Annotated in this window: 31 protein-coding genes; 8 read left to right on the top strand and 23 right to left on the bottom strand. The window is 45.6% G+C overall.

What is annotated here, in order from left to right; translation table 11 throughout:
• Nucleotides 1-45 precede the first annotated feature (45 nt).
• Together AC1XUF_RS03425 and AC1XUF_RS03420 are read right to left on the bottom strand one after the other, a co-directional pair.
• A complete protein-coding gene (locus tag AC1XUF_RS03425) occupies nucleotides 46-858 on the bottom strand; it encodes a hypothetical protein (protein WP_483340255.1) in 813 nt (270 codons plus the stop codon).
• Nucleotides 859-1,275: 417 nt separating this feature from the next.
• Nucleotides 1,276-3,519, bottom strand: coding sequence for a M28 family metallopeptidase (locus AC1XUF_RS03420; protein WP_483340254.1), 2,244 nt, complete (start codon nucleotides 3,517-3,519; stop codon nucleotides 1,276-1,278).
• A 222-nt stretch (nucleotides 3,520-3,741) separates the two neighbouring features.
• Here AC1XUF_RS03420 and AC1XUF_RS03415 point away from each other — a divergent pair, with 222 nt between their 5' ends.
• Entirely contained in the window at nucleotides 3,742-4,365 is a 624-nt protein-coding gene (locus AC1XUF_RS03415; RefSeq protein ID WP_483340253.1) for a magnetosome magnetite crystal formation protein family, read from the top strand.
• Between the two features lie 5 nt (nucleotides 4,366-4,370).
• Here AC1XUF_RS03415 and AC1XUF_RS03410 read toward each other — a convergent pair whose 3' ends face one another.
• The 3 genes from AC1XUF_RS03410 to AC1XUF_RS03400 form a co-directional block, all read right to left on the bottom strand.
• Nucleotides 4,371-5,324, bottom strand: a complete 954-nt coding sequence (locus tag AC1XUF_RS03410; RefSeq protein WP_483340252.1) for a bifunctional helix-turn-helix transcriptional regulator/GNAT family N-acetyltransferase — start codon at nucleotides 5,322-5,324, stop codon at nucleotides 4,371-4,373.
• Between the two features lie 126 nt (nucleotides 5,325-5,450).
• Nucleotides 5,451-5,924, bottom strand: a complete 474-nt coding sequence (locus tag AC1XUF_RS03405; RefSeq protein WP_483340251.1) for a hypothetical protein — start codon at nucleotides 5,922-5,924, stop codon at nucleotides 5,451-5,453.
• Between the two features lie 229 nt (nucleotides 5,925-6,153).
• Nucleotides 6,154-6,948: an SDR family oxidoreductase gene (locus tag AC1XUF_RS03400; protein WP_483340250.1), complete on the bottom strand. Its 795-nt coding sequence runs from the start codon at nucleotides 6,946-6,948 to the stop codon at nucleotides 6,154-6,156.
• Between the two features lie 122 nt (nucleotides 6,949-7,070).
• Between AC1XUF_RS03400 and AC1XUF_RS03395 the strand changes: the two genes are divergently transcribed.
• Nucleotides 7,071-7,442, top strand: coding sequence for a winged helix-turn-helix transcriptional regulator (locus AC1XUF_RS03395; RefSeq protein WP_483340249.1), 372 nt, complete (start codon nucleotides 7,071-7,073; stop codon nucleotides 7,440-7,442).
• A gap of 26 nt (nucleotides 7,443-7,468) precedes the next feature.
• Here the strand turns inward: AC1XUF_RS03395 and AC1XUF_RS03390 are convergent, their stop codons facing one another.
• The 6 genes from AC1XUF_RS03390 to AC1XUF_RS03365 form a co-directional block, all read right to left on the bottom strand.
• A complete protein-coding gene (locus tag AC1XUF_RS03390) occupies nucleotides 7,469-8,041 on the bottom strand; it encodes an NADAR family protein (protein ID WP_483340248.1) in 573 nt (190 codons plus the stop codon).
• Between the two features lie 28 nt (nucleotides 8,042-8,069).
• Nucleotides 8,070-9,296, bottom strand: coding sequence for an alpha/beta hydrolase (locus AC1XUF_RS03385; RefSeq protein ID WP_483340247.1), 1,227 nt, complete (start codon nucleotides 9,294-9,296; stop codon nucleotides 8,070-8,072).
• 239 nt (nucleotides 9,297-9,535) lie between these two features.
• The gene (locus tag AC1XUF_RS03380; RefSeq protein ID WP_483340246.1) at nucleotides 9,536-10,144 is read right to left on the bottom strand and encodes a dihydrofolate reductase family protein; all 609 of its coding nucleotides are present in this window, start codon (nucleotides 10,142-10,144) and stop codon (nucleotides 9,536-9,538) included.
• A gap of 43 nt (nucleotides 10,145-10,187) precedes the next feature.
• A complete protein-coding gene (locus AC1XUF_RS03375; RefSeq protein WP_483340245.1) occupies nucleotides 10,188-10,565 on the bottom strand; it encodes a hypothetical protein in 378 nt (125 codons plus the stop codon).
• Nucleotides 10,566-10,838: 273 nt separating this feature from the next.
• On the bottom strand, nucleotides 10,839-11,033 hold the full coding sequence (locus tag AC1XUF_RS03370) for a hypothetical protein (protein ID WP_483340244.1): 195 nt from the start codon (nucleotides 11,031-11,033) through the stop codon (nucleotides 10,839-10,841).
• Nucleotides 11,034-11,070: 37 nt separating this feature from the next.
• Nucleotides 11,071-11,355: a SymE family type I addiction module toxin gene (locus AC1XUF_RS03365; protein ID WP_483340243.1), complete on the bottom strand. Its 285-nt coding sequence runs from the start codon at nucleotides 11,353-11,355 to the stop codon at nucleotides 11,071-11,073.
• A 158-nt stretch (nucleotides 11,356-11,513) separates the two neighbouring features.
• Here AC1XUF_RS03365 and AC1XUF_RS03360 point away from each other — a divergent pair, with 158 nt between their 5' ends.
• From AC1XUF_RS03360 to AC1XUF_RS03350, 3 genes are all read left to right on the top strand, one after another.
• Nucleotides 11,514-11,714: a helix-turn-helix transcriptional regulator gene (locus AC1XUF_RS03360; RefSeq protein ID WP_483340242.1), complete on the top strand. Its 201-nt coding sequence runs from the start codon at nucleotides 11,514-11,516 to the stop codon at nucleotides 11,712-11,714.
• A 35-nt stretch (nucleotides 11,715-11,749) separates the two neighbouring features.
• Nucleotides 11,750-11,995, top strand: a complete 246-nt coding sequence (locus AC1XUF_RS03355) for a helix-turn-helix domain-containing protein (RefSeq protein WP_483340241.1) — start codon at nucleotides 11,750-11,752, stop codon at nucleotides 11,993-11,995.
• A 122-nt stretch (nucleotides 11,996-12,117) separates the two neighbouring features.
• The gene (locus AC1XUF_RS03350) at nucleotides 12,118-12,672 is read left to right on the top strand and encodes a hypothetical protein (RefSeq protein WP_483340240.1); all 555 of its coding nucleotides are present in this window, start codon (nucleotides 12,118-12,120) and stop codon (nucleotides 12,670-12,672) included.
• Between the two features lie 64 nt (nucleotides 12,673-12,736).
• Here the strand turns inward: AC1XUF_RS03350 and AC1XUF_RS03345 are convergent, their stop codons facing one another.
• Nucleotides 12,737-15,844 (bottom strand): SIR2 family protein, encoded by a 3,108-nt coding sequence (locus tag AC1XUF_RS03345; RefSeq protein ID WP_483340239.1) that lies wholly within the window; start codon nucleotides 15,842-15,844, stop codon nucleotides 12,737-12,739.
• Between the two features lie 498 nt (nucleotides 15,845-16,342).
• Here AC1XUF_RS03345 and AC1XUF_RS03340 point away from each other — a divergent pair, with 498 nt between their 5' ends.
• Nucleotides 16,343-16,714 (top strand): hypothetical protein, encoded by a 372-nt coding sequence (locus AC1XUF_RS03340; RefSeq protein ID WP_483340238.1) that lies wholly within the window; start codon nucleotides 16,343-16,345, stop codon nucleotides 16,712-16,714.
• A gap of 42 nt (nucleotides 16,715-16,756) precedes the next feature.
• Here the strand turns inward: AC1XUF_RS03340 and AC1XUF_RS03335 are convergent, their stop codons facing one another.
• From AC1XUF_RS03335 to AC1XUF_RS03315, 5 genes are all read right to left on the bottom strand, one after another.
• Entirely contained in the window at nucleotides 16,757-17,077 is a 321-nt protein-coding gene (locus AC1XUF_RS03335; protein WP_483340237.1) for a type II toxin-antitoxin system PemK/MazF family toxin, read from the bottom strand.
• Nucleotides 17,064-17,303, bottom strand: a complete 240-nt coding sequence (locus AC1XUF_RS03330) for a hypothetical protein (protein WP_483340236.1) — start codon at nucleotides 17,301-17,303, stop codon at nucleotides 17,064-17,066. The genes AC1XUF_RS03335 and AC1XUF_RS03330 overlap by 14 nt, the downstream gene beginning before the upstream one ends.
• 178 nt (nucleotides 17,304-17,481) lie before the next feature.
• Complete coding sequence (locus AC1XUF_RS03325) at nucleotides 17,482-17,787, bottom strand: PIN domain-containing protein (protein ID WP_483340632.1); 306 nt, start codon at nucleotides 17,785-17,787, stop codon at nucleotides 17,482-17,484.
• Nucleotides 17,788-17,885: 98 nt separating this feature from the next.
• Nucleotides 17,886-18,125, bottom strand: coding sequence for a hypothetical protein (locus tag AC1XUF_RS03320; RefSeq protein ID WP_483340235.1), 240 nt, complete (start codon nucleotides 18,123-18,125; stop codon nucleotides 17,886-17,888).
• A 344-nt stretch (nucleotides 18,126-18,469) separates the two neighbouring features.
• Nucleotides 18,470-19,078 (bottom strand): fibrobacter succinogenes major paralogous domain-containing protein, encoded by a 609-nt coding sequence (locus tag AC1XUF_RS03315; protein ID WP_483340234.1) that lies wholly within the window; start codon nucleotides 19,076-19,078, stop codon nucleotides 18,470-18,472.
• Nucleotides 19,079-19,173: 95 nt separating this feature from the next.
• Between AC1XUF_RS03315 and AC1XUF_RS03310 the strand changes: the two genes are divergently transcribed.
• Complete coding sequence (locus tag AC1XUF_RS03310) at nucleotides 19,174-19,518, top strand: winged helix-turn-helix transcriptional regulator (protein WP_483340233.1); 345 nt, start codon at nucleotides 19,174-19,176, stop codon at nucleotides 19,516-19,518.
• Between the two features lie 166 nt (nucleotides 19,519-19,684).
• On the opposite strand, the gene AC1XUF_RS03305 is transcribed toward AC1XUF_RS03310, so the two are convergent.
• The 3 genes from AC1XUF_RS03305 to AC1XUF_RS03295 form a co-directional block, all read right to left on the bottom strand.
• Entirely contained in the window at nucleotides 19,685-20,419 is a 735-nt protein-coding gene (locus tag AC1XUF_RS03305; protein WP_483340232.1) for an SDR family oxidoreductase, read from the bottom strand.
• Between the two features lie 87 nt (nucleotides 20,420-20,506).
• A complete protein-coding gene (locus tag AC1XUF_RS03300) occupies nucleotides 20,507-21,091 on the bottom strand; it encodes a Crp/Fnr family transcriptional regulator (RefSeq protein WP_483340231.1) in 585 nt (194 codons plus the stop codon).
• A gap of 21 nt (nucleotides 21,092-21,112) precedes the next feature.
• A complete protein-coding gene (locus tag AC1XUF_RS03295; RefSeq protein ID WP_483340230.1) occupies nucleotides 21,113-21,475 on the bottom strand; it encodes a DUF1304 domain-containing protein in 363 nt (120 codons plus the stop codon).
• A 151-nt stretch (nucleotides 21,476-21,626) separates the two neighbouring features.
• Here AC1XUF_RS03295 and AC1XUF_RS03290 point away from each other — a divergent pair, with 151 nt between their 5' ends.
• Entirely contained in the window at nucleotides 21,627-22,802 is a 1,176-nt protein-coding gene (locus AC1XUF_RS03290; RefSeq protein WP_483340229.1) for an exo-alpha-sialidase, read from the top strand.
• Nucleotides 22,803-22,824: 22 nt separating this feature from the next.
• Here the strand turns inward: AC1XUF_RS03290 and AC1XUF_RS03285 are convergent, their stop codons facing one another.
• The 3 genes from AC1XUF_RS03285 to AC1XUF_RS03275 form a co-directional block, all read right to left on the bottom strand.
• A complete protein-coding gene (locus AC1XUF_RS03285; RefSeq protein WP_483340228.1) occupies nucleotides 22,825-23,460 on the bottom strand; it encodes a hypothetical protein in 636 nt (211 codons plus the stop codon).
• A gap of 10 nt (nucleotides 23,461-23,470) precedes the next feature.
• The gene (locus AC1XUF_RS03280) at nucleotides 23,471-23,803 is read right to left on the bottom strand and encodes a hypothetical protein (RefSeq protein WP_483340227.1); all 333 of its coding nucleotides are present in this window, start codon (nucleotides 23,801-23,803) and stop codon (nucleotides 23,471-23,473) included.
• Nucleotides 23,804-24,069: 266 nt separating this feature from the next.
• Nucleotides 24,070-24,660, bottom strand: a complete 591-nt coding sequence (locus AC1XUF_RS03275) for a hypothetical protein (RefSeq protein WP_483340226.1) — start codon at nucleotides 24,658-24,660, stop codon at nucleotides 24,070-24,072.
• Nucleotides 24,661-24,846 lie beyond the last annotated feature (186 nt).

The following is a 24,846-nucleotide window of genomic DNA, read 5'->3' as shown; positions in this document are numbered from 1 at the left end:
GAATGATAAACTGTTTCTTAATTATTCGCACCAGCTACCGAAATGTCACAAATCGGATCTTTTTAATTCAGCGCCATTCCAAACGGCTTTGTAAGCGGGCTTTCCTTCGATCTCAATATTAAGTTGCTTTTTACCCACATCATAAGTCGATTTCACGCTATCTTCTTCCCAAAACTCATTCTCATAGTTAAACGGCAGTTCTTCACTTGCAAAGGACAACTGCATTGTAGTTCCCGTCTTTGAAAAAACTGCTATATGGAAGTGATTGGGATAACCTTTATCTGCATACATATCGTAACCGGTTGATTGGCCAGCCAGCACGAAAAGTTGGTTATGTTCTTTTAATGGATACTTAAAAGGCACAAAATCGATAGGGCGAAAATCGGTATAGAACTTTTTACCGTTGATTGTCAATGCGTAAACGATATCGAAAGAGAATGTGGAATTGTCTTCGGTACGGTATGCCTGATTGTGGAAAATGGTGTCGACTTGGACTAATGAATTGGTTAGTAGCTTTCCGGCTATATTTTCCGGATTGTTCAGGTTTTTCGATTTGAATAGCAGGATGCCGGTTTGGGGAGGAAAAAGAAAGGCGATATTTTGGGTGCTTATAGGTGTTTCTATTTGGGGTTGGATGGTTTGAGTTGTGGCATTAATCCGTTCCACATGAGCGCTTTTTGCCGGGTAAGTTCCTTTGATGAAGTTGAAGTTGTTTTTTGAGACGACGCTAACCTGGGCGGAAGCGGTTAAATGGCCGAGAAAGATCAAGAAAGTGAGCATCAATTTCATGGCAGCAAAATAACCCTTTAAGATCTCACTTGCAAAAAGAGCCAGAGGCTCGACCGATCTCCTAACCACGGATTTCAATCCGTGGGAGACGAGGAGATGTAGACCTGCTCCTAGCTGACAAAGCCGCATACACAACCGACGTATCGATCGTAGTGTCTGCGGCTCTATGTAAGCTTGCAGCTTTTGCCAGTCCTCTCCGGATTGAAATCCGGAGTTAGGAGATCGGTCGAGCCGCTGGCTCTATGTTGGCTTACACATTTTGCCAGTCCTCTCCGGATTGAAATCCGGGGTTAGGAGATCGGTCGAGCCGCTGGCTCTTTGTTGGCTTGCACATTTTGCCAGTCCTCTCCGGATAGAAATCCGGGGTTAGGAGATCGGTCGAGCCGCTGGCTCTATGTTAGCTTGCAGCTTTTGCCAGTCGTCACCGGATTGAAATCCGGAGTCATTGCGTCTGTCGAGCCGCTGGCTCTGAGTCGCTTGCAATCGCTACTTGGTCAGCTCAACCGCCTTATCAATCTCGGCTGTGAAATTCTTCAAAGCCTCCGTCACCCTCGTAATCCCGATCTCCGCATCCGCCCAGTTTTTCTGTTCGATCGATTCACGGACCATTGGCAAAGTTTTCACGCCGTAACCTGTGTAAAAACCTGGCGCATAAATCTGATGTCTGTACCAGGGACGTTTCGGCAAACCTTGCTCGTTGATCAGGAAACGCTCTGTTTTGTATAAGATCTGGTTTAATTGGGCTAATTTTTCAGCAGAAAGACCGCCTGCTTTCGCCGTAGCGGCTGTGAAAGCATTGGCACTTTCCTGCAATTTGGATAATGCATTTTCGAGCGGCGCGAAATTCAGGTAAGGGGCTACAGGCATGGCAACAATGATTTGCTTGGGCTCTTTTGGATCGGCCACGGCTTCAAACCTGCCTTCTGAAAGCAGCTTGTTATGCTCCTCGGCGGCAGTACGCGCCGTTTCCAGTTGCTTTTTCACGTCCGCCGCATACATCTGTATCGTATTGGAGAAGTTGCCGAATTCAAAAGGTAACATTTCCGCATTGGCAAAACGCAAAATGGAGCGACCGCAGGTTTTTGCAAGCGCCACGCCATAAGCAAAATCGCCGTCTTTGAAACGGATATAGTCATCGTAAGAATCGAAAATAGAATGGTAGTCACCACCGCCATCCTCGCCGCCAAAGCCCAGATTGAGCGACGCAATTCCCAAATGCTGAATAAACGGCGTATAATCCGAGCCGGAACCCAATGCGACAATGCGGAGATCGGAGCGGCTGCGCGCTTCCTGTTTGGCAGTCGGGTTACCGTTGACAATGTTTTCAGAACGCAGCCTTTCGATCACGCTGGTCCCTTTTTCCGGATCAATCACATCCCGACCTACCTGATTGATGAATTTTTCAAGCGTATGAGAGCCGCCCGCGCCGAAGTATCCGCGTCCGTTTCCGTCGGTATTGATATAAACCACCGCCTTTTCTTTCAAAATATCCTGGTACTTCTCCACCCATTCCGTCGAGCCCAATAGCCCGGGCTCCTCGCCGTCCCACCAGCAATAAACGATTGTTCTTTTCGGTTTCCAACCGGTTTTGACCAGTTCACCCAATGCCCGGGCTTCTTCTAATTCAGCCACTGCGCCGCTTACCGGGTCGGCTGCGCCAAATACCCAGCCGTCGTGGTGGTTACCGCGGATCACCCACTGATCCGGAAACTCGGTGCCTTTTAATGTGGCGATTACGTTGTAGCAAGGCACGATGTCGAAATTGAATTCCAGTTTCAAATGCACTTTTGCCGGACCGGGGCCAATGTGGTAGGTAATCGGCAAAGCGCCGCGCCAGGCAGGGGGCGCAACTTGCCCGCCCAATGCTTTCAGCAAGGGCAATGCATCGGAATACGAAATCGGCAAAACCGGGATTTTCATCATCGCCGGCGCTTCTTCCACAGTCAGCCGTTTTTTGTCTCCGCTGGCGTAAAAACCATTGGTCAGTGGATCGCCCGGCGCCTGGGGCAAATCTACGACCGAGCCACGCTGCGCTCCCGTTTCATTTTTATAGGGTCCTTTGGGATACACATCTCCCTGAAAATAACCATCTTCTTTTGGATCTGAGTAAATAATACATCCAATGGCACCGTGCTCGTAAGCTACTTTCGGCTTGATCCCTCGCCAGGAGTTACCGTATTTCGCGATCACAATTTTGCCTTTTACATCAATGCCCAGCTTCGCGAGCTCCTCATAATCCGCAGGTATCCCATAATTCACGAACACCAGTTCGGCGGTAACATCGCCATTCGCTGAATAGGCATGGTAAGGCGGCAACACATCTTTGGTTTGCGCCGAAGTGGCATCTTCTTTAAACGGTTTTTCCATTAAAGATGCTTTGAATTTCGTCGGCTCTGTGAGCTCAACAATCCTCACCTTGGGAGTAGGGAACAGTACATGTACCGTATCGATTTGGGTGTCAAAACCCCAGGATGTTAGCTTGTCTTTGATAAACTGGGCGTTTTTCAAACCATAAGGCGAACCTACCTGGTGCGGGTAGGCGGTCATGAGCTTCATCCAGTCGCGGAGGTTATTGGCTTGCAGTTGCTTGTCGAAGGTGGCCTCAAGATCGATCTCTTTTTTAGCCGTTTCGGTGCCAAAACCCATGAGCTGCTGTGCCTGCGTCCGACCGGCGAGCGCCAGGGAAATGAGGAAAATGTAAGTGTTTGTTTTGCGGAAAAGGTGTCGCATCGTATTGGAGTGATTGATTGGCTGAGTAATGGATCATCCTAAGATAAGGATTGTACCCAAATCATTTCAATGTTCCGCCAAAATCAAACGGGAATATCCGTCCGGATATGGGTATCACGCGCCGGAAAAAGCCAATATTTGCCATTGTCGCCAAAATGCCGCAGAAAAGTCGCTATCAATCTGCGCTATTTCAGGTTAATTTTGCTTCAAAACAATTGAACAATGAGCAAGCCGACGATCTCCGAACAAATCCGCACATTAAGAAAAACCAAAGGCCTTTCGCAAGAAGCATTGGCTGAAAATGCAGGTATCAATCTGCGGACATTGCAAAGGGTCGAGGCCGGACATGCGGAGCCGCGTGGCGAAACATTAAGACTTATCGCCAGCGCGCTCGACGTGCCGATTGAATCATTGTCTGAACCGGACTCATTGTCCGAGTCGGTAGAGAGACCCCGGCTTGAAATTGAAGAAGATCCCGGTTTTTTGAAACTGATGAACCTCTCCGCGTTATCGTTCTGGTTTATCCCGCTGGGAAACGTCCTGCTTCCGCTGGGTTTCTGGATTTACAGAAAAAATAAAATAGCTGGCGTGAAAGAATTGGGGAAACGCATCCTGAATGTACAGATCATCTGGACGATCATCGTTTACGGATTGGCAATTTTCACCATGCTGGGCGCGATGTGGGGCTTATTTCTTATTGATGGGTTCATAGTAGACCCTAAATTGGTTATGGAAATTATTTTATTCCTGTCTGTTGCCAATACCATTTTTATTATCGCCAGTACCTTCAAAATTTCCAGTAGCGGAGAAAGCGTTTTTTCAAGAAGCTGGAAACTGATCCAATAAGAGCGTTACGACAAAACCAGCTCCATTTGAATGTTACAGCGCTTATAAGGCGTGCCGCGGCCCGTCACTTTTCTGAAACCCAGCTTGTGGTATAGGTTGATAGCCGGTTTTAGAATGGTATTGCTTTCGAGATACAGCTTTTTTGCACCAGCGGATTTCGCTTTCTCAATCATTGCATTCCCCAATAACCAGCCAATGCTCAGCCCTTGGGCATGCGGAGAGACAGCCATTTTTGCCAGCTCAAAGTCATAATCCGGATCATCCATTTTCAGCAGCGCACAAACTCCCACGGGCTCACTTTTGTACAAAGCCACCAGGATGTAACCTCCACGATCGAGGATATACGCCTGAGGGTTATCGAGCGCTTTGTAATCCGCCTCCTCCATTTGAAAGTAAGCAGAAATCCATTCCACATTTAATTCTCGAAATGCCCCCTGGTATGTTGGTTCATACGGCACGATTTCAACATACCCACTTTCCCGAAGCTTACGGGTTTCCTTCACCCGCTGAAACAAAGATTTTTGCTCCAGAAGAAACTCCCATTCCTCGATCGCCTTCCAAAGATCATGACTGGCCTGCGCCGAAATCTCCTCGATCGCATTGTTCACATCATCATATTGCGACTGGATCCTGCCAATGATCTCCCGCCCCGCCTCCGAAAGCTGCACCACATTCCGCCGCCCGTCGGCTTCGTCCTTCCCTTCCCTCACCAGCCCTTTCTCCGCCATTTCCCGGATGATCTTGCTTACCGAAGGCTGCGAATGTCCGATTTCCGTCGCGATCTCCGTAATCGTCACATCATCCCGCTCTGACAAAACGTAAAATACTGGAAACCATTTGGGCTGCATATCAATGCCATACAAATCATAAATCGACGAAGCATCATCCGTGATTTTCGCAGTCAGCATCCGGAGGCGACTACCTAGCGCCATTTTGCCGGTTTTTTTGAAGAAGTTCATTTTTATATTACCAATTACATAAGTGGTTATGCAAATATAGATAAATTATGACAATACAAGCAAACAGAGATTATCAGACAAGATATCGTCCGATGCGCGGGTCTTCCAGAAGGTTGAATTGACCATTTAAACGATCGGTCTCCATCGATGATCTTTATGATCAAACCACAAACCGTCCGGCGAACAAATTAATCCCTGGCGGGTTTCAGCCAGCCAATAGGCAATTTCAAAAGCCACAACTTCGAACATCGTACGATTTTGAGAAATTCCGAACTCCAATATCACCACGGATTGAACGGTTTTTAGATGCTTGACCACATCGGCAGGTAAGCTCTTCTGAGATATTTCCATAAGCTCCTCATTTACACGCCCCCTTTCAACGTAAGTCGTAATTTGGACCGGCCGCTTTCCCTCCAGATAAAATTCCAGAGGGCTGGATTCCCATTTCAGCGCATTCATGAAATCATCGACCTCCTCCTCTTCGATGCCTAATGCCTCGGCCAATGTCCACCAGTCTGCGGCAGAAATTCCTGAACGAATTTCATCGACGCTTAATTTTTCTAATTTTTCACGTAAATAGATGGTAATGTAGTTTGGCATAGCAACCGAGTTTAAAATATAAATCCGGCGGCAAGAGAAACGTTTCTATTGAACTTCACGAAATGTAAAATTTATCCGGCAGCGCCTACTTATTCATCGGTTTTGCCTTAAATGTTTAATACTCCGCAGGGCTGCTACCTGTTATAGCCTAAGGATTTAATTGTACATATCCACGCCCAGCGGGGCGCCTGTTCTATCGGGATGCACGCCCCGCTGGGGCCATTCTATCTCAAACCGTCGGCACTGTCCCCCCGTCGATCACATACTCCGTCCCGGTCAAATACACTGCCCGCGGCGACACCAAAAACCCGACCAACTCCGCAACTTCCTCAGGCAATGCTGGCCGGCCCATCGGGATTCCACCCAAACTATCCATTACCATTTGAATTGCCTCTTCAATCGTTTTCCCTGTCCGGTCGGAAATTTCTTTCATCATTCCCATGGCACCATCCGTCTTGATCCAGCCAGGCGAAACGGTCAGCACCCGAACACCTTTCGGCGAGACTTCATTGGACAGACTTTTGCTGTAATTAACCAACGCCGCCTTCGCCGACGCATAAGGCAAAGTGGAATCATAAAGCGGCAAACGCGCCTGGATAGACGCAATGTGAATGATCACTCCTGATTTCTTTGCAAGCATTCCAGGCAGAAAGCCCCGATCCAGCCTTACCGGCGCCAGCAAATTAGTCTGCAAACCCAGCTCCCAATCGGCATCGCTCAACACCGCAAAACCACCGCCGGGTGACCCGGAGCCTCCCAGGTTGTTGATCAAAATATCCAGTCCGCCAAATCGCTCATTGACCTCACGGGTCACTGCAGCAGTCCCGTCAGGCTTGTTCAGGTCCGCAGATATAAAATGAAATTCAAAATGGTCGAATGCAGGCTTATTCCTGGCGGTGATAATCACCGTCGCCCCGGCTTTTGCCAGTCTTTCTGCAATCGCCTTTCCCGCACCTTTGGTACCGCCGGTCACCAGTGCAACCTGCCCGGCGAGTTCCTTGTTGAAATCAAATGAATCGTTCATAGTTTGTTTTTTTTACAAACTTAGGTAGTATGATCCGCCCATGTAAGTACGGAAAAACGATTCCGATAGTGATAAATTTCTCCCTGTAACCCATTCATTACAATTCCATTACCTTTGTAACCATGTACGAAAGAAAGATACAACCCACCCTGAACTGCGGCCTGGACCTGGTCGGCGAAGTACTGTACGGCAAATGGAAACCCCGGCTGTTGTGGTTCATCCACGAAGGCTTCCAACGCCCCAGCGAGCTGAAACGAAAGATACCCGATGCCTCGGGCCGGGTATTGCATATGCAGCTCACCGAACTCGAAGAGCATGAGCTCGTTGCCCGTTTCATCTACCCGCAGGTGCCGCCCAAAGTCGAATATGCGCTGACTTCCCTCGGAAAGTCATTGATCCCGGTGATTGCCGCCCTTGGGCAGTGGGGCGATCAGCATGAGACTGAACTGAAAAGGGTTATTTCCAAGCGGTTCAAAGACGATTTTTCCTGCTAGGCCCCACAGACCAGCGGCGGCGACCCTTACCTGCGGCCATTACTTTCCCTGAGGATATCCCTCGCCTCCATTAAAGCAAACCCTAACAGGTTGAGTCCGCGCCACTGATCGGGACGGAGGGCTTCTTCCCTATCTTCTGAAAGCCCGATACCCCATACCTGATCCAGCGGACTGGCCTCCACGAGGATCCGGTCGCCGGTTTTGAGAAGAAAATCCTTGAAATCGGGATGCTGGCCAAATTTATGCGCGTTGCCCTCGACGACGATTTCGAAACGCTTTTCATTCCAGACCTGCTCGTCGAAGTGCAGTACTTCCCGGCCAAGCTCTTTCGCAGCTCCAGGCTTTTCGGCGGCAATGATTTTCGCAAACGTGTTTAAATCCCTGAATAAACGGGCTTTTTCGGCCATCATCCAATGCTCGGCGGTCCGATATTTTATACCGTCAACTTCAAAGGGTAATTCAAACCATTGGCTAAAACAGAATTTCCCGATTTCTTCATTGTGTTTCCTGGTATGGCCCCAAAAGAAGATGTACTTGAGATTTTCGCCTTTGTTGAATTTGTCAATAAGCGCTTCCCGATTATAGTGGTGTTCTCTCATTCGTAAAAATAATTATATGCAAATCTGGCTACTTCCTCAACTCCTCCAATTTCTTCTTCGTCTCCTCATTATCCTTGATCGAAAGCGCCTTTTCAAACTGCGCGATTGCATTCGCCGTATCCTTTTTAGCCACAAAATAGTCGCCGTACGAATCATACACATTCCAGCTTGCCGGATAATTAATAGTATTCAGTTTGAAAAGACTTTCTGCCTTTTTCAGGTGCTTGCTCGTCATTGCCTGGTAACCCATCGAGTTAACCATCTCTTCCGGCGGTGCAACCTTGTAGCCAAGTTGTTTGGAAACATGGGTATAATGCTTCAGGAGTTTGTCGGTCAGGACAGTCGTACTGTCTTCAAAATCGTTATCCGTGAGCTTTAAGTTATAGAAATCAAAGATGAAACGCAGCGCGTCGTACGCTGTAATGAAAGGGACAGAGCTATGCGTGTCGTCGGGATAATACTTGCTTTTGTAACGTAGCCCGTTCTGCGGATTCGCTTTCGCATGTTTGTCCAGGTCAAAAATCGAGCGGATATGGCCGTTCATCGAAGTGGTATCCTTGGGCAGTTTGGCTAGCGTCATTCCGTCGCTCATGGTATTGGCAATGCCGAGGTATATGGAAGTACCAGTAAATTTCTGCCCGCTCAATGCCCTCTTAGTCGTTTTCAGGAAATTCATATGGTCGTACCACATGCTCGGGTCAATGCAGATGTAGGAGTTGAACATATTAGGCCTGTTGATCAGCGCATTCATCACCGCCAACCCGCCGAACGAATGTCCGATCAGCATTTTGTAAGGCGCAGTCGGGTACAGCGAGTCGATATGCGGAATCAGTTCTTTTTCGATAAATGACAGGAAATTATCCCCTCCGCCGGTGTTTTTGGAAAAAGTGCTATCCATGAACGGCGGGTCCACAGCCACATGCGTCGGCGTAAGGTCGCGCGTCCGGTTCGTGTTCGGGATCGCCACCACGATCATCTCGGGCACCAGCGAATTCCCATTCACTGAGCTCAACTGCTCGATCATCCCCACCACCGAACTAAAATGCGCATCCCCATCCAGCAAATACACCACCGGGTATTTTGTTTTCGCATACAGCCCATCCCCGCCGTTGGGGACGTGGACCATCACCTTACGGTTTTCGCCCAATATTTTGGAGTAAACGGAATCGATTTTGCCGATGGAAATGGTGTTTTTGTCCTGGGCGGTTGACAGGTAGGAGGTTGCTAAAAGTAAGAGGAGGAGAAGGTTTTTCATATTAAAAAGAGCTAACAATATATCAGATTCTTATATAAGAGAACAAAGTCTTGAAGTTACTGGCAGAACCACATCAAAATATCAAGGTTATTGTCATGCTGAGCGAAGTCGATGCACGTTTCTGGCTGGCTACAACGTTTTTTGCATCCTGCTTCTTGCACTTCGACTCCGCTCAGTGTGACAAAGCGGGCTCACTGCAACAAAGCTACATTTGTCACGCTGAGCGCAGTCGAAGCGCCCTACTCCTCCCCAACCCTCCCAACCTTCACCTCCCCATCCGCCTCATAGCTCGCAAATATCAACCCTTTCGAACCTACAGCATGTTTCACCAATTTAAACCCGCCCGGCATCGTCCCACCAGCGAAAAGCTTTTTCCCTTTGCCCAATACCACCGGATAAATCCACAAATTCATCTGGTCGACCAGGCCATTTTCAAATAAGGATTGGATAAAATCAGCGCTGCCCCAGATATGCAAATCTGGCCCTTCGCTCGTTTTCAGGGCTTTTACCTCTTCAATGGTATCGCCATTTAACATAACGGTCCCCTCCCAGCTGGATTCAGTCCGCGTTTTCGTGGCCACATATTTTTTGATCGCGTTGAATTTGTCTGCGATCGGGCCGGATTGATTTGGCCAATAGGGTTCCCAAATGTCGAAGGTGACGCGGCCCAGCAGCAGATCGTAATCCTTCTGAATTGCTTCGAAGATCGTCTTCCCTGTTATATCGTCCCCATATTTCGCGCTCCATCCGCCCAGCTCAAAGCCGCCTGAGGTATCTTCATCAGGTCCGCCTGGTCCCTGTATCACACCGTCCAAACTCAAATGTTCATTGATGATGATCCGTCCCATGATATTGAAAGTTAAAGGTTTCTAAATGTTTGACAATGCAAATTTAGACGGCATTCCTCAAACATCCGGGCGGCAAAAACGACATTCTCAGGGGGCAATTACGGCAAAGATTTTTCTTCGCAATCGCCTCTTTAAAAGCCCGGTAAGCCTCAAAATCCCAAAAATCATGCGTCAGATTCAGCCCCTGGTTATCATAAGCCTGCGTTTTCTGGGGTTTCGTCTCAATCTTCATCAAAGATTTCCCAATACCCGTCATCAATTTCGGCGCGGGCAGATTATGAATGTAAAAAGTCTTCGCCCTCGCCGCCTGCATATGGGCCAAGTGACTGTGATTGGTTTTGTCGTCGTCGACGTGGTGGTCGTGCTGCGAATACCGGGCAGTAGCCACCGCCAGGAGGCAAAAAAGTGGCAGTTTTTTCATTTAGAAATGAGTTGAGCTACGTTTAGTCAGTTTCCTAATTTAATGTATTTCAACCGATTCTGTGAATGTACTTAGTTATTGGTTGTTCCATCATTTTCGCTCATCCCAGCTTTTCGCATTTTGCACCGCGTCCTCCGGCTCTCTTACTTTTTGTCTTGATACAAAAAAGTAACAAAAAAATCAAGGCGAAAAAAAGCTTCAACCGCACATGCCATACGCACCCCCCGCTTTTTCGCCAGGCAAACGCACATTTAGTTTGGCATCTCAATAATATTACATTTGAACTTCTTCACTAATTTCTATTTTGCCAACTAAAAAAATGTGCGTGGGGCTGGCAAAAAAGCGGGGTGTGCGCGGGCTATGGGCGCGGAAGCATTTTTTTGCCTTGATTTTTTGGCGGCCGCCGCGCGGTTCTTTTTGTATCAAGACAAAAGAACAATGACCGGAGGCAGGCGCTGCAAAAATCATTAAACCCGTTATTAGCCAAAAACATCAGTTAGAAATATTATCGGTCATCAAAAGCCACAAAAACCTCCTTCCTCGCCCCCCTCTTCTTCCTCACCGGCGCCACTTCAACGACAACCGGCGGGACCAGAGTAATCTCCAATTTCTTTTCAGAGTACTTTACCGTTACCTCCTCCCCACACTCAAAACCCAAATCTTGCAGCCACTTCCCGGCAAGCCTGATCTCCGGGAAGTGTGCCGCCCCGAAATGTGCTCGCTCAAAATACTTTTCGCAGATTTTCAGGCGCTTTTCGCCGGAGATTGAAATTTTTTCTTCGTGTGTCATAGTTTTAGTAATTATTTCATAGCGATAAATGTTTATCGCAATAACGTAAATGTTACGCACCAAATCATAAACTACATGAAGATTTGTCAATTTTAGGTGTGTAGGATAATTCTTGAAATTGCATTAGATAGCAAGAAATAAGCTTCTGGTGCTCAAAAATGCGTTTAAATAGGATCAAACTTGTCTTGGTAGAAAAGGAGAAAACTAGCAGGGATCTGGCCCGGCATCTCAACAAGACTGAGTCTACCGTATCACGCTGGTGTACAAACGAAGTTCAACCTTCGGTAGAGATACTTTATCAGATTTCGGTGTTTTTGAAGGTTGATATTCGGGAGTTGTTGGTGAGTACGAAAGAGTAGATGAACCTAATATAACTAACGCATACTAATGGTTAATGGAAGATAGGGCAGATATAACACCGACAATAATAACATGGGCTCGAAAATCGGCGAGGATGTCTAGACAGGCCGCCGCCGCAGAGCTTTCCATATCCTCCGCTGAACTCCAAAATTGGGAAAACGGAACTAGTAAGCCGACAATCAAAGAGGCTCAAACTCTTGCAAAAATATACCAGCGACCCTTTGCTATTTTCTTCCTTCCAGAGATTCCAAGAGGCTTTAGAGTTTTAAAGGATTTTTGAAATCTACTTGATAACCTTCATATTGCGATTAATGGCCTTCAATCCATTGTCCTGTTTAAACCCATTTAGAATGAGACGATAGAATTGCTACAAATTTGCGATAACTGATAACTAACAAAGCTATGAAACTCACTCCTGCCCGTGCTCAACTATTTTATGCATTGTTTGCGTACGAAAGCATGGGCGAGCATAGCAGCCTCTACACGGCCAACAAGCTGGCTTACTTCTTCCAGCGACTCGGGCAACCTCTGCAACTGACATTCACTCCCCATCATTACGGCCCTTATGCGATTGGTGTTGAAAAGGTTTTATATGCTCTGAATGGTGCCTTTTTAAAGAGAATGGAGCAGGGACAAGCAAAAGCATCTCAGCCTCTTATGCTCAATTACGAGAAGTGGCACGAGGTAAATAACTACATTAAAAATGAACTCAGCCCCGAGGCAAAAGCAGTAAACCAGAAGCTCCTTACATTAATTGACGGATTCAGCTCCGACTTATCATTGGAAATATTGGCCACCACCGATTTCATTCTCCAAAACAATCCGGATTTTGGAATTGATGAGATTATGGATAAGATCAAAGCTTGGCGTATCAGGAAGGGTGAGTTGATTAAGAGGGAGTATGTGGAGATTGCGTTGGGGCATTTGAAGATGCGTCTAGGTTTAGGAGTTTCATAATTGCTCAAGACTTAGAAAACAAGGTATCCTAAGAGACAAAACCCTGAAAAATACATTGTCTACTCTACCTATAAGAACCCAAGTTAACAGCCATTGCACCCTTGTATGTAAAACCTATCTCGAAAGTTATTTTTTGATCTTTTTTCAAGAGATGCCAGTTATCGGCATTTTCTTCTGGATTGAAATAAATACTGCTTGATGTATCTTCGCGTTGAATAAAGCCATAAGTGGTCTCTATTTTTCTAATAATCCCTTTAAATCTTTTAGGAAATCCGTTACTATAAACAATTCCTTGAATTCTATTTTTTATATCAAAATTTATTCTCGTATTATTAAACAGTTCTTCAAATTTATCAACAGCGTCTTGCATTTCACCACTCAAATATAAGTTTCTAGCATACCAGAACTTAGCATTATATCGATTGTCACCCGGGGTAAAAGATCTTCTTAGATAGTGCTTTAATTCATTGTAATTTTCTGAATCATTTTCGTCAATCAGCATTGCTATCTTGAAATTTACGTCCTTATCATTAGGAACTAGTTTAGCGGTCTTCTCTAAGGTTGAAGTTGCACCAATAATATCACCTTCATTTTGGAGTATCTCAGAATATCTTATTGAGATAAATGGACTAGCAGGGTTTATTTCATATGCCCTTTTAAGAACCTCCTTTGCAGCTGGAGTGTCCTTAAAAATTTGATTTAAAGATGCTTCCAATCCGAGCAGCGTCTCGTCTAGCGGATGCTTTTGTTTAGCGATATTCAGGTACTTCTCAAAATCCCTAACCATCGACTCGATTGCATTATCCTCCCTTTTAAGTATTTCCTTTTTTATTTTGTATAAAAATACTTTTAGAAGTGTGTGATAAGGATGCGACGATTCCAATTGTTTCCTTATCAGTCGATAGCAGATCTCACTTGCCTCTTGCAAGAACTTGTTCTGTTCAACGATATAATCTGACTTTTCGGCCTTTTTCAGTGACAATTCAGCCATACTATGTAGAAGAATTGGGTCATTTATAGAAATCTCCAATGCCCTTTTTAAGTATTTTTCTGCATTTACTAAGCTTCCTCCAGATATTTGCATCTCATAAATAGCTCTTTGCTGCTTTATTTTCGCGTTATCCGGGTTTTTTTCCTCCGCTATATTGAACAAATTTCTGACCATTATTGGATCACTAAAAATGTAAATAAGCTTCCTAGCATTTGTCATTGCGTGGCAAGCTGTTCTATCACTTTCAAAATCCGTATTTAAATAAGCAAGAATTTTGGCATAATGGTCAAAGCGTTCCTGAGCCGATGTAAGGACGGTTTCAAATACCATATCAGCAATTTGTTTATGCCTTGTCAGGTAGACGTAATCATTAATATAATAATCCCTCTTATCAAACACGATAAACTCTAGTGGCTTAAATAGACGCTCCTTAAATTCTTCGAAATTAATTCCATGCACCCTTGCGATTAGGCCAGCTCTCGCGGAGGCGCCGAGTCTATGCAAAATGCATATTGTCAGATACATCTGTTTTGCTGATTCACTATTAATCTTATCATACTCGTCTCGAATAATTTCCTCAAATGGCTTCCCCTGGGTAGCTTCATACAATGCTACTAATAATTCTCTGTTTGCTTGTTCAGATAAAGCACTTCGTTGTTCTGCCTTTGTTTTCCTTTCGAGTAATCCGAGAGAATTATGCCTGCTAAGCAAATCGAGTAATGCATCTATTTCTCTGTTATCTAGGTATTTGAGGGTGTAATATTGCGTGAGATAGCTTTCTAAAGGTTGACAATCTGTATTCCAAACATTTGTCCTCTCAGTGCATATTATCGATATTTCAATGTTATCGTTTTTACATTTATCTAAAAACCGTCTTATATCTTCATCGCGGCCAGAAACGCCATCAATAAAAAAAAATATTCTCTCTTTTACATAGTTATATAGCTCAGAAATAGGGTCATAAGACAATTTTGAACCCGGCTTAAGGTAAATGCACAATTTATCAAACATGTTTGCAGCATCCCAAGCAATTCTTTTTAAAATCACGCTTTTTCCGGAACCAGCGTGCCCTTTTATTAGAATTAAATTTTGAGGAGATTTTTTGTGGTAACTTTCCTCGATTATAACTTCCGAAATTATTGGATCTGTTAAATTTCTCTTCACATCCAAATTACGAGAAATAGGATCCCAATTCGCAAAGTAGCCCTTATAAAAAGCCTCCGCCCTGGTGTTCTCTGTTGCAAAATTTGAATGGATAAAATCTGTCTCCTCATTTATTAACCTTAAAAATTCAGAAGTCGGTTTAACGCTAGCTACATCAACCGAAAACTTATTGTAAATTGGGTGATCTATGTGATTTCGTAAACTTGATAAAATTCGATTCTGTGGAGAAATTACTTTATCAAGTTGTCTTAAAAAGTCTTCAAACCCTGACCTTATGACCGAAATCTTTTTTAACTCCCAAAGTTTTACCTCCTCATCCTTAATAAATGGAGACACCATATAGGATCTAGGCCGCTTCTCTAGTGATTTTTCAATCTCATTTAATATCCCTCTAATATTATAGTCGGCCATTCCATAACCCACGAATAAGAAAGTATAATCATTTGCTAGCTCCTTCAATCGATCAAATAGCCTGCTCCTATGTTCTCTATGTGTAATATATTGATCAATAGTAAGGATCAGTGGAATGGTATCATCTTGTATATAGTTGATACAACCATGTAGTTTGTAGTAGGGTAAAGTGTTAGTTTTAGTGAAGATGTCCTGTTGCCTACTGTCTTTTACAACAACTGATAATTCCTGGATCTTACTGTTTTCATCATAGACCCTCTCGATAATAGTATCATAGTTTGTGGTAAAAATTGATTTCCATACAAAGGTCGATATCAAATGGTGAAAGTCTGATGGAGCATATTTTGAAAATATATCAGCAACAAACCTCTGAACCTCTGTTAGTCCTACTATAGAATTAGCTAGTTCTGCAACATATGACAGCGGGCTGCCGAGATAACTATCATCTAGAAATTCCTTCGCAATCATATTAGCCAGCTGCTGACCTAGTGGAATTTTTTCTGGAACCGCACTCAGGGCGCCAAAACTCGCACCTGAACCTAAAAACAGCACACAATTTCCTTGTTCAATTTGTTTAATCAGATGGTTGGATATTTCTAGATTCATTTTTGAGGTTTCCGATAGAGGTTAAATTTTTTCCCGAACGCTATGAAGATTGCGCAGCATATAAAACCAGCAACTTTTCATGATATCAATATCGCATGAATGTTGGATGGAATTTTGGGACTATTTTGAGTCAAAAGCTTAGCATCCGATAACATTTACTCTGTGAAATTTTCTAGTTTGAACTATTATCTGTCGAAAATCCTGAATTCTGCATCAACGTTACTTATATGGCGCTATGATAGGCTGCGGCAAGCTCTAAACGGAATATTTACGGCACAAACTAGCAAATTGTACTATCCCAACAAACACCTTCCCTATCAGAAGAACTTCCCTCATCCTCGCATTTCAAGTAAACTATTGACAACCAATCCACGTTTAGCAAATTGAAGGCAATTAAACACATTTAAAAAACTGTAAATATTTCCCTCATTTCATCACTATTTTAATACCACAGAAAAGCGCCTCACAGAAACACAGGGCATTGAAAACAGAAATACCATGATACAAGTACAAAAACACACAAAACAGGACAAGTCGAAAAACCAGTCTCAGGAGTTTACAAAAAACCGTTACTCCGTACTTTACACATTGAAAGGCCAGTACCAACACGTGGGATGTTCGTCCCAGGAAGAGGCGCAATACGTGCTGGGGACGCTCATGACCGACGGCAACCGCATCCCCATCGGCATCTACGACTCCAAAACCGACACCTTCGAATTCGAAATCATCGGCCAATACTTCCACGCCCAAGACCCCGCCACCGACCAGCAGGAACGTCTGCAGGAAATTCTAACCGTTTCAAAAGCATTGAGACGGAGAGATGGCAGCTGGCAACCCGGGGTGCTGGGGAGAGTTAGTTTTTTTGCGTAGTTAGCAAGAAGAAGGTCGCTGTCTTTGGCACAACGACTTTCTTTATTTTAACTGAAATAGGATTTTGAGCTTTAAGTCTAGCTCGATCAGATCTAGGCCGGACAATTCGCCGAGGAGCCCTTTCGCAAGCCATTTGTCCAGCGTTGCGATTTTACTTGTGCGTATTAAAGATTGCTTTTTAAGTCCGTTTGTTGGACTCGGCGTGAGCTGGATATCGGTTGGTTCCTGATAGCTTGTGTGTGACGTGATAAAGCAGACGGTTAAATCGGACCTGCTTTCTGCCAGTATAACAGCGGGCCTCAGTTTACTTCCGCTCAAATCGGTAAAAGGAAAAGTAATGAGTACAATGTCACCTTTCGCCATCGTATACCACTTTCAAATCCGCTACTGAGTAAACGTCCTCTTCGTCATCCAGGAATTCAAATGAGGCACTTTCCGCGACCATCTTCTCGATGCTCTCAGTAAGCTGATTTTCTTCGTAGCGTTTTCTGACAAAATCCGCAAAATCAGATATTTCCTCGGCTTTGTCCTGTGGTAGCTGGTTGATCGCTTCTACTGTCCGTTCTATGATTGCTTGTTTTGTCATCATTGGGTTATAGTTTGTGTATTCAAATATAAGGATTTGTCTGGCTATTACACACGCCCAAGACCCCGCCACCGACCAGCAAGCAAGATTACACCAAGTCCTGACCGTCTCAAAATCACTGAGACGGAGAGATGGCAGCTGGCAACCCGGGGTGCTGGGGAGGGTTAGTTTTTTTGCGTAGTTAAGCCCGGGCGAACCAGTTTTCCATCTGGATCCAGCTCAGACGTTGAAAGTCTTTCTCATTATCTGTTACAAGTGTAAGCTCATGTGCGATGGCAGTGACTCCGATCAGGAGATCAAACTCGTCGTGCATGGGCTTTCCCATTTTACGCAGCCTGACTTTTTCCTTGGCATAAAGTGGAATCGAACCGTAAATGGGAACGATCGAAAGGCCGTTGACAAAATTATCGACCGCTTGGTGGGATTTGGAAGGGTCGCTGCTGTTTTCCGCTCCGTAGCGGAGTTTGACCACGGTGATTTCGGATATGAAGCAATTTTAACGGCCCTTGTCACGGATGATCTTATTAAGATCAAGCTTACCACGGAGAAAGAAAACGCAAATGCTGGTGTCTAGCAGATACTGCATTAAAGATAAATGTCTTTTTTTCTGAATTTCCTGCTGGCTTTAATATCGGCTGATATTTCTTCTGCGGATTTTTCAGATGAAAAAGCTCCAAAAGATTTGAAGAAATTCTCGTCCCGCTCTGCCTTTTCAGTTTTCAGGGACTTCGATAGTGTGTCGATCAACGCCTCTTTACCCGACGAGCTAAGTCCTTCAAAAAGACCTGAGTAGGTTTCAACGATATGTCTGTCGGCGTAGCTCACTGGCAAAATGTTTAGGGCAAGTTAAGAAATTCTTCTCTAATGAGCTATACAAGCTGATCTGTTAGCCAAGCAACTCATCGGAGACACAGAGCTGAATTGCCGCTCGATGAAAAGATTGTAAATGATCAGGAATGGGTAGCTCCGTTGTATTAATTGTAAATGGATAGCCCCTTACCTGATAGTATGTGCAATTTTGTTTTACAAGTCTCACCTAATTGAAAAAATAGTCTCATTAAAAGAGAACTATAAGATCACAACTAGTCCTACACACATTATTCACGGCATATCATACATTCTTTTAAGCACTGGATAATGGCAAGGCATTTGCAACCTTATATGATTAGCTAATCTTTTAGGCATCGCACAGAAAAGCCGTGATATTTACCACCATGGTTTCTGCCTAAAGCTTCGCTGTCGAATCGCAAATACCACGCCCAGGCATCTACATCGTCATACGCTGTGCTACTCCAAAATAGTGAAGTGCCATTGCTTGAAGGAATAAATCCGCTTTTGCCACGAAAACTGCTGTATAAAGCTGTAAATCCGCTTGAATTTGTAGCACCAACGTTTGGGCTTGACCAAGATTCCGTTCCTGTTGCTTTCATTTTGCCACCCGCCACAAGTTCGCCACCAAGAAATTCCGCCAATATCGACCATTCTTTATCAGTCGGTACATGCCAACCTTTAGGAGCAAGTTTACCTGTATTTACAGCATGCCAATTATACAAAGCACCCGTAGTTTCCTTATTAGTCACATTATCATTATAATAGCAGTAACCGGGCGAGTTTAGCTCATACCAGGCTTCAGCAGTATCTGATATAAATGGGATTTCAGTGCCGTCGTTGTATTTTGTGGTTTTTAAATTTTCTACCATCCATACTTGGGTATCAATGGCTATCGTGTGATAAACGTTGCCGTCGGTATCGGTTATTGTTGCTGTGTTCTTGTCCATTATGTGATTGTTTGTATGCAAAAGTATTTATTAAACCGGTGTACTTTTGATATCAATATCCTCAAGGATACCAAAGCGGTTTAACTATGAAAGGAATGACAGAGGAACAGGCAATGCGGTATTTACAAGATACCCTATTTGTCGTTGGCGGTAAATGGAAGCTGCCCATATTGAGGGCAATACACAGTGGAAATCATCGCTTTCGTGATATACAACGAAGTTTGCCTTTAATTACAACGAGGGTTTTGTCAAAAGAATTAAAACACCTTGAAGAGAACAAGTTAGTAATCAGGACGGTTTATCACACGCCGCTTGCAGTTGAATACAAAGTGCCTGACTACATGCACTCCCTATTGCCTGTCATCAAAGAAATGATTTTATGGGGTAAAAACCACAGAAAGAAAATTACTGAGAAATGTAAAGATAATTGTAAAATTTAAGCACCATCGAACATGGTCAGATGATGGTTTATTTAATTAATGCCGAGACGATGACATTGGTATCAATGACGATTTTTTGCATTCCTAACCGCTTTTACCTCATCAGTGATTTCTTCCATAGTCATGGCGGAAATCCCATATTTCTCACAAATCGCCCTTTCCCCTTCTAAACCAACACTCCCCCACCATCCACAACCACCACCTGCCCGGTCCCGAAAGTCTGCTCCATCAGATACACATAAGCCCGCGCAACCTCTTCCGCCTGGCCGACATGCTTTACAGGAAGTGACTCGGCGACAGACGCGTAAAACCCATTGCGCTCACTTTCAGGCATATTGCCCCACAAGTCCGTGGCTACCACGCCGGGTGAGACGATATTGACCCGGATCGGGGCCAGCTCCATCGCCATGGCGCGGGCGAAGCCTTCCATCGCCGCGCAGATGCTCGCGTCCAGAGACCAACCTGCATTCGGGCGGTTGGCTGCGATGCCGCTTGTGAAGACGACCGAGCCGCCGGGATTGAGCCGCGCCGAAGCGTGTTTCACGGCCGTGAAGGCGCCCCAGTAACGGATATCCCAATACTTGCGGGCAAAAGCCACGTCCGTATCGCTGACATTCCCCAGCACCAGATTTTCACCAGCTGTATAAACCAGGTGATCCAATGCGCCGATTGTTTCAAATGTTTGGTGAATCTGCGCTTCATTGGTTACATCAACGGCGTATCCGATGCTGTTTTCCGGCAATGTTGCAAGGGCTTTATCGATCCGCTCCTGGTTGCTGGACACGATGATGACTTGCGCCTGTTTTACGGCGACAGCCTGCGCGACGGCCAGTCCGATGCCCGCACTACCTCCTATGACGACGACTTTTTTGTTTTGCAAAGGTTCTGATTGCTGTTCCATTGTTTTCGATTTTTAATGTGGTGGATCACGAAAACAAAGGTAGAATGCGCCCTTGCCGGAAGTATTTAACAAATGGTAAAAAGCGTTTCAGCGCACATTCTTGCGGATGCGGCTGAGGGATTGCTGCGTAATGCCAAGGTAGGAAGCGACGTCGCTCAGCGAAACCCGGAGCGCAATTTCGGGCTGGCGGGCCAGAAATGTTTCGTACCGCGAAGAGGCATCTTCCCCCATGTATGCATTGCGAATGGCGATCTTATCAAGCAAAGCTCGGTGCATAATGCTCATGATTAGCTCTTTGAGATACGGCAGCTTTTCAAAAAGCGCGAGCAGCTTTTGTCTGGGGATCACCACCAGCTCGCATTCGATCGCCGTTACAATGCTTTCATGCGCGGGAACACCATTTTCGAAGCTGTGCAGGATGGTGCAGAACTGGTTTTCTTTCAGGAAGAACTGAGTCACTGTGTTGCCCTTTTCATTATTGGTGACGATTTTCAGAATGCCTTTGCAGATGAAGAAAAGCTCGTTGGCAACGCGCTCTTGTTCGAGGAGGGTTGTTTTGCTTTCGGCCTGGCGGAATGAGAGGTGCTCCGAGATGGTTTGCAGGTCAGAGACTGGGATTGGGCGGTGGGATTGGAGGAAGGTTAGGAAGGGGTGGAAAATTTCATTTGTCATAACTGGATATTTAACCGCCACCTAAAAATGCAAAACCACCAGCGTCACAATCGCGGGCAGTGCCTGGATGAAAAATATCTTTCTACTCGCCGTGGCAGCGCCGTAAATGCCGGCTACAATGATGCAGGTTAGAAAGAAAATAGCAACGTGAAATCGCCAATGATGTTCTTCGATGAAAAACGTCCAGATCAGCCCCGCAGCCAGGAATCCGTTGTAAAGTCCCTGGTTAGCTGCGAGGACTTTGGTGGGCTTGAACAATTCCGGTGCGAGGGAGCCTTTGAAGGTTTCTTTGCCTTTGGTTTCCCAGGCAAACATTTCGAGGTACAGGATGTAAAGGTGTTCGAGCGCGACGAGGCCGACGAGGATTTTACCGAGGATTTCCATGTTTCGTTCAGGTTAATGGCTGATCAATATTTGAAGAAGATGCCCTATCCCCAAATATATGAATTTCATCACAGCTCTTTTCATCAGTATACAACACTGCTATGTGCCTTAAAGATGGGTTAACCTTTGTCAAAGCTCAATAATCTTTCCCGTGATACAACATTTTGCGCTGGCCGTTTTCCTCATTTCAGTTATTCAGGCCAAATCCCAGACGCCTGATTTTTCAAAAGTCCCGGGAAGCATTGTCACTTACAGCCCCGCCAGCTCGGGCCAATACATCGGCTCGCCCAGTATTGCGGTCCTGCCTAATGGCGATTATGTGGCCTCGCACGACTTCTTTGGACCAAAATCCACGGAACATACCAGCGCGGTGTCGCGGGTTTTTGTTTCCAGGGACAAAGGAAAAAGCTGGAAGCAGATCTCCGAGATCGACGGGCAATTTTGGTCAAAACTCTTTGTGCATCAGGGCAATCTGTTCTTGTTTGGCACCAATCGCCACCACGGAAATACCATCATACGCAAATCAACCGACGGCGGCGCAACCTGGACCAGCCCTTCCGACGCAGAGCACGGTTTATTGAAAGCAGGCGAATACCATTGCGCGCCTGTGCCGGTTATCGAATACCATGGCAAGCTCTGGCGCGCCATGGAAGACGCCGGAGGCCCGCCGAAACAATGGGGGAAACGGTACAGCGCATTCATGATGTCGATTCCTGTGCATGCAGATCCCATGATCGCAGCCAACTGGACTTCATCCAATATCGTGCGCTACGACTCTGCTTACCTCGACGGCCATTTTGGCGGCTGGTTGGAAGGCAACGCGGTAATCGGGCCGGAAGGACAGGTATTGGACATCCTGCGTGTGGACGACCGCTCCACATTGGAAGAGAAAGCTGCCATTGTAAGGATCAGTGCGGATGGCAAAACCGCCACATTTGATGCGGCAAAGGACTTTATCCCGTTTCCGGGTGGCAGCAAAAAATTCGCGATCCGCTTTGATCCTAAATCCAAGCTTTACTGGACCATTGCCAACTATATCCCAGACGAAGTCAAAACAGCGAATGCCGGCAAGTCGCCGGCAAGTATCCGGAATACGCAGGGCTTATTCAGCTCGCCGGATTTGCAAAAGTGGACATTGACCCAAAAGCTCCTGGAACATCCCGACCTCATCAAACACGGTTTCCAATATGTAGACTGGCTTTTTGAGAGCCGGGACATCATTTTCCTGTCCCGCACGGCGTTTGACGACGGGGCTGGCGGCGCGCATAATAACCACGATGCCAATTTTCTGACGTTTCACAGGATCAGGAATTTCAGGAAGAAGTAGGCCGCTTTTACCTGTTTTCGGCCTATTTTACTGCCTTTTTGGGTATATCCAGCTTGTCGTATTTGACGCGCTTCAAAGAATCGTAGTCAATGGCCCAGAGTTCACCGCTCTTCTTTTCGAGGAGAAAAAATCGGTGGTTTTCCTCGCTCACCGGCACTACCGTGTAATCAGAGTCACTTATTTTACCTTGTGACGCGGTGTTCACCAGCTTTATGGTGCCAAAAATAGCAAACGTGATCAACCCTGAGACGAAACTGATTAAAAGAGCGTAATACCACCCGTGCATTTTCTTTTCTAATTTAGAAAGCTTGGCATCCCTTTCCGCATTTGTTGACAGCGCTTGTTCCGCCTTCGAAGTAGCCTCGGCTTCCGCGGCCTGCGGACCAGGTTGGTTTAATGTCAACAGCCAACGGTGATAATCCTCTTTTTCGTTGATATAGGACGTCAGCCAAAAAAAAGTGGCTATCCCTGCCAGGCTGCTGAAACCAAATATCGCAGCAGAAACACCAAATGCGATTATTTCGGCCGGACCTGAATTTCCGAAAAACCCGAAACCGAAAACCAAAATACCCGACGAAACAGATACCAGCCATTTGGTTCCATCCAGATACCATTCGATTGATTTGGGTACCTGCCACATTTTATTGTCTTCTTCCATGGAAAAATGGCTAAGCTTTTGGGGGAGGAGGGCAACTGTCTTTGATTTTGTCAATGATCTTCCTTACAACCGTTTCGGTGACCAGATATATCTGACGATTATCGGTAGACGTATAGGATTTCTGGTCGGCAGCTTCGTTTATAATCCGCTCTTTAAAATCTTCGAGCATGTTCTCCCACTGCGAAAGTACAGCGTCCAAATCGTTGTCGGGCAGATTTGAAATTATTGAGGCAAAGTGGTCAATTAAAATAGTAAGGGATTGACCGCTGTAAACCATTCCATCGCCCTGCTCCAGGACGCCGGTTAAGAGCTTAATACACTTTTCAAATTGGTCGTTACGCATAGAACTTCAGATTTTAATATTACATCACTCGAATCCTCATAACAAGCTGAAAATGTCATTGCATTTCTCATGTGCCGAAAACAGGCTTGCCTTGAGAAATCAGCCCCTAAAGTATCCCGACATCCAAATCAACGCAATACTGATTTTTCAGTATTATGTACAGAAAAATGCATGCGATTTTGGCGATTATTCACTTGTTCCGGGCTTTGGGGGGATTCAGGATATGGAAGCAGAAAAAGTCTGGCCAAGGTTTTTGAGAACGCAGTCTAAAATCGCTCCTGCAACTGCTCCGCCTGACGCAACAGATAGAAGCGGGTTTCGCTATCCTCCTCCACATTCAGCTTTTTCTGGATCTCGACAAACTTTTCGCTGGCCTTCACGAATCTTTCGGTCTCGATAAATGCTTCCAGCCATCCCGCAAAACCGGCTAGTTCCGGCTGAACGGCCGAATAGTTGAAATACTCCGTAAATGCGGGGATATCAAGGTTTGAATTTTCGTATTTGTCGACCGGGACAATGGGCCTTCCAAAGAACTTGTCGAAGACATAAGTATTGGAAGTATAGGTTTCAAAAGCCTTCTTTTCGGCGTCTTTGATGTTCCCGGTCGCAAAAAGGATGATGGTCCATTCAAACAGAAAATCAGGAAAACCGGCATCGTCCGCGAAGTTTTTGCGAAACCATTTGAAGTACCTCAGCCCGCCGGCAAAGTCGCCCAACTTGATGTAATACTGCGGCGGCATGTAGCGCAGGCCACGGCTATCGTCATAAAACCCGGCCCACCGCCGCTTATCCGCCGCCAACGCCGCCTTAATGGCTTTGATTTTCTCTCGGAGCTTGTCGGCTTGTCTTTCGGTCATGGCTGGCAAATAGGTTGTGTTACCGCTAATTGGAGGGTTTTTGTTTCAGAAAGATAGCAACATATCCAAAATTCCAAAAGCCACGGACGACAAGGCCATGGCACCTTTTCAAATGCGGACCCCATGCCTGACCCGTAAAATAATGTGTCCCCGGCCGCATTGCCGTGAATCTCAAAAATCCATATA

This window comes from Dyadobacter sp. HNCC25DJ185 (assembly GCF_056895195.1).
Note: the sequence above shows the minus strand (reverse complement) of the source record. Positions and strands in the feature narration are given on the sequence as shown.

Excerpts from the sequence above, each read along its gene's own strand:
- AC1XUF_RS03360 (WP_483340242.1), top strand. The coding sequence starts at position 11,514 with ATGCGTTTAAATAGGATCAAACTTGTCTTGGTAGAAAAGGAGAAAACT.
- AC1XUF_RS03350 (WP_483340240.1), top strand. The coding sequence starts at position 12,118 with ATGAAACTCACTCCTGCCCGTGCTCAACTATTTTATGCATTGTTTGCG.
- AC1XUF_RS03415 (WP_483340253.1), top strand. The coding sequence starts at position 3,742 with ATGAGCAAGCCGACGATCTCCGAACAAATCCGCACATTAAGAAAAACC.
- AC1XUF_RS03295 (WP_483340230.1), bottom strand. The coding sequence starts at position 21,475 with ATGGAAATCCTCGGTAAAATCCTCGTCGGCCTCGTCGCGCTCGAACAC.
- AC1XUF_RS03310 (WP_483340233.1), top strand. The coding sequence starts at position 19,174 with ATGACAGAGGAACAGGCAATGCGGTATTTACAAGATACCCTATTTGTC.
- AC1XUF_RS03365 (WP_483340243.1), bottom strand. The coding sequence starts at position 11,355 with ATGACACACGAAGAAAAAATTTCAATCTCCGGCGAAAAGCGCCTGAAA.
- AC1XUF_RS03285 (WP_483340228.1), bottom strand. The coding sequence starts at position 23,460 with ATGGAAGAAGACAATAAAATGTGGCAGGTACCCAAATCAATCGAATGG.
- AC1XUF_RS03390 (WP_483340248.1), bottom strand. The coding sequence starts at position 8,041 with ATGAGAGAACACCACTATAATCGGGAAGCGCTTATTGACAAATTCAAC.
- AC1XUF_RS03335 (WP_483340237.1), bottom strand. The coding sequence starts at position 17,077 with ATGGCGAAAGGTGACATTGTACTCATTACTTTTCCTTTTACCGATTTG.
- AC1XUF_RS03355 (WP_483340241.1), top strand. The coding sequence starts at position 11,750 with ATGGAAGATAGGGCAGATATAACACCGACAATAATAACATGGGCTCGA.
- AC1XUF_RS03275 (WP_483340226.1), bottom strand. The coding sequence starts at position 24,660 with ATGACCGAAAGACAAGCCGACAAGCTCCGAGAGAAAATCAAAGCCATT.
- AC1XUF_RS03410 (WP_483340252.1), bottom strand. The coding sequence starts at position 5,324 with ATGAACTTCTTCAAAAAAACCGGCAAAATGGCGCTAGGTAGTCGCCTC.
- AC1XUF_RS03305 (WP_483340232.1), bottom strand. The coding sequence starts at position 20,419 with ATGGAACAGCAATCAGAACCTTTGCAAAACAAAAAAGTCGTCGTCATA.
- AC1XUF_RS03370 (WP_483340244.1), bottom strand. The coding sequence starts at position 11,033 with ATGATTTTTGCAGCGCCTGCCTCCGGTCATTGTTCTTTTGTCTTGATA.
- AC1XUF_RS03280 (WP_483340227.1), bottom strand. The coding sequence starts at position 23,803 with ATGCGTAACGACCAATTTGAAAAGTGTATTAAGCTCTTAACCGGCGTC.
- AC1XUF_RS03300 (WP_483340231.1), bottom strand. The coding sequence starts at position 21,091 with ATGACAAATGAAATTTTCCACCCCTTCCTAACCTTCCTCCAATCCCAC.
- AC1XUF_RS03395 (WP_483340249.1), top strand. The coding sequence starts at position 7,071 with ATGTACGAAAGAAAGATACAACCCACCCTGAACTGCGGCCTGGACCTG.
- AC1XUF_RS03385 (WP_483340247.1), bottom strand. The coding sequence starts at position 9,296 with ATGAAAAACCTTCTCCTCCTCTTACTTTTAGCAACCTCCTACCTGTCA.
- AC1XUF_RS03375 (WP_483340245.1), bottom strand. The coding sequence starts at position 10,565 with ATGAAAAAACTGCCACTTTTTTGCCTCCTGGCGGTGGCTACTGCCCGG.
- AC1XUF_RS03400 (WP_483340250.1), bottom strand. The coding sequence starts at position 6,948 with ATGAACGATTCATTTGATTTCAACAAGGAACTCGCCGGGCAGGTTGCA.
- AC1XUF_RS03345 (WP_483340239.1), bottom strand. The coding sequence starts at position 15,844 with ATGAATCTAGAAATATCCAACCATCTGATTAAACAAATTGAACAAGGA.
- AC1XUF_RS03330 (WP_483340236.1), bottom strand. The coding sequence starts at position 17,303 with ATGATGACAAAACAAGCAATCATAGAACGGACAGTAGAAGCGATCAAC.
- AC1XUF_RS03315 (WP_483340234.1), bottom strand. The coding sequence starts at position 19,078 with ATGGACAAGAACACAGCAACAATAACCGATACCGACGGCAACGTTTAT.
- AC1XUF_RS03420 (WP_483340254.1), bottom strand. The coding sequence starts at position 3,519 with ATGCGACACCTTTTCCGCAAAACAAACACTTACATTTTCCTCATTTCC.
- AC1XUF_RS03340 (WP_483340238.1), top strand. The coding sequence starts at position 16,343 with ATGATACAAGTACAAAAACACACAAAACAGGACAAGTCGAAAAACCAG.
- AC1XUF_RS03380 (WP_483340246.1), bottom strand. The coding sequence starts at position 10,144 with ATGGGACGGATCATCATCAATGAACATTTGAGTTTGGACGGTGTGATA.
- AC1XUF_RS03405 (WP_483340251.1), bottom strand. The coding sequence starts at position 5,924 with ATGCCAAACTACATTACCATCTATTTACGTGAAAAATTAGAAAAATTA.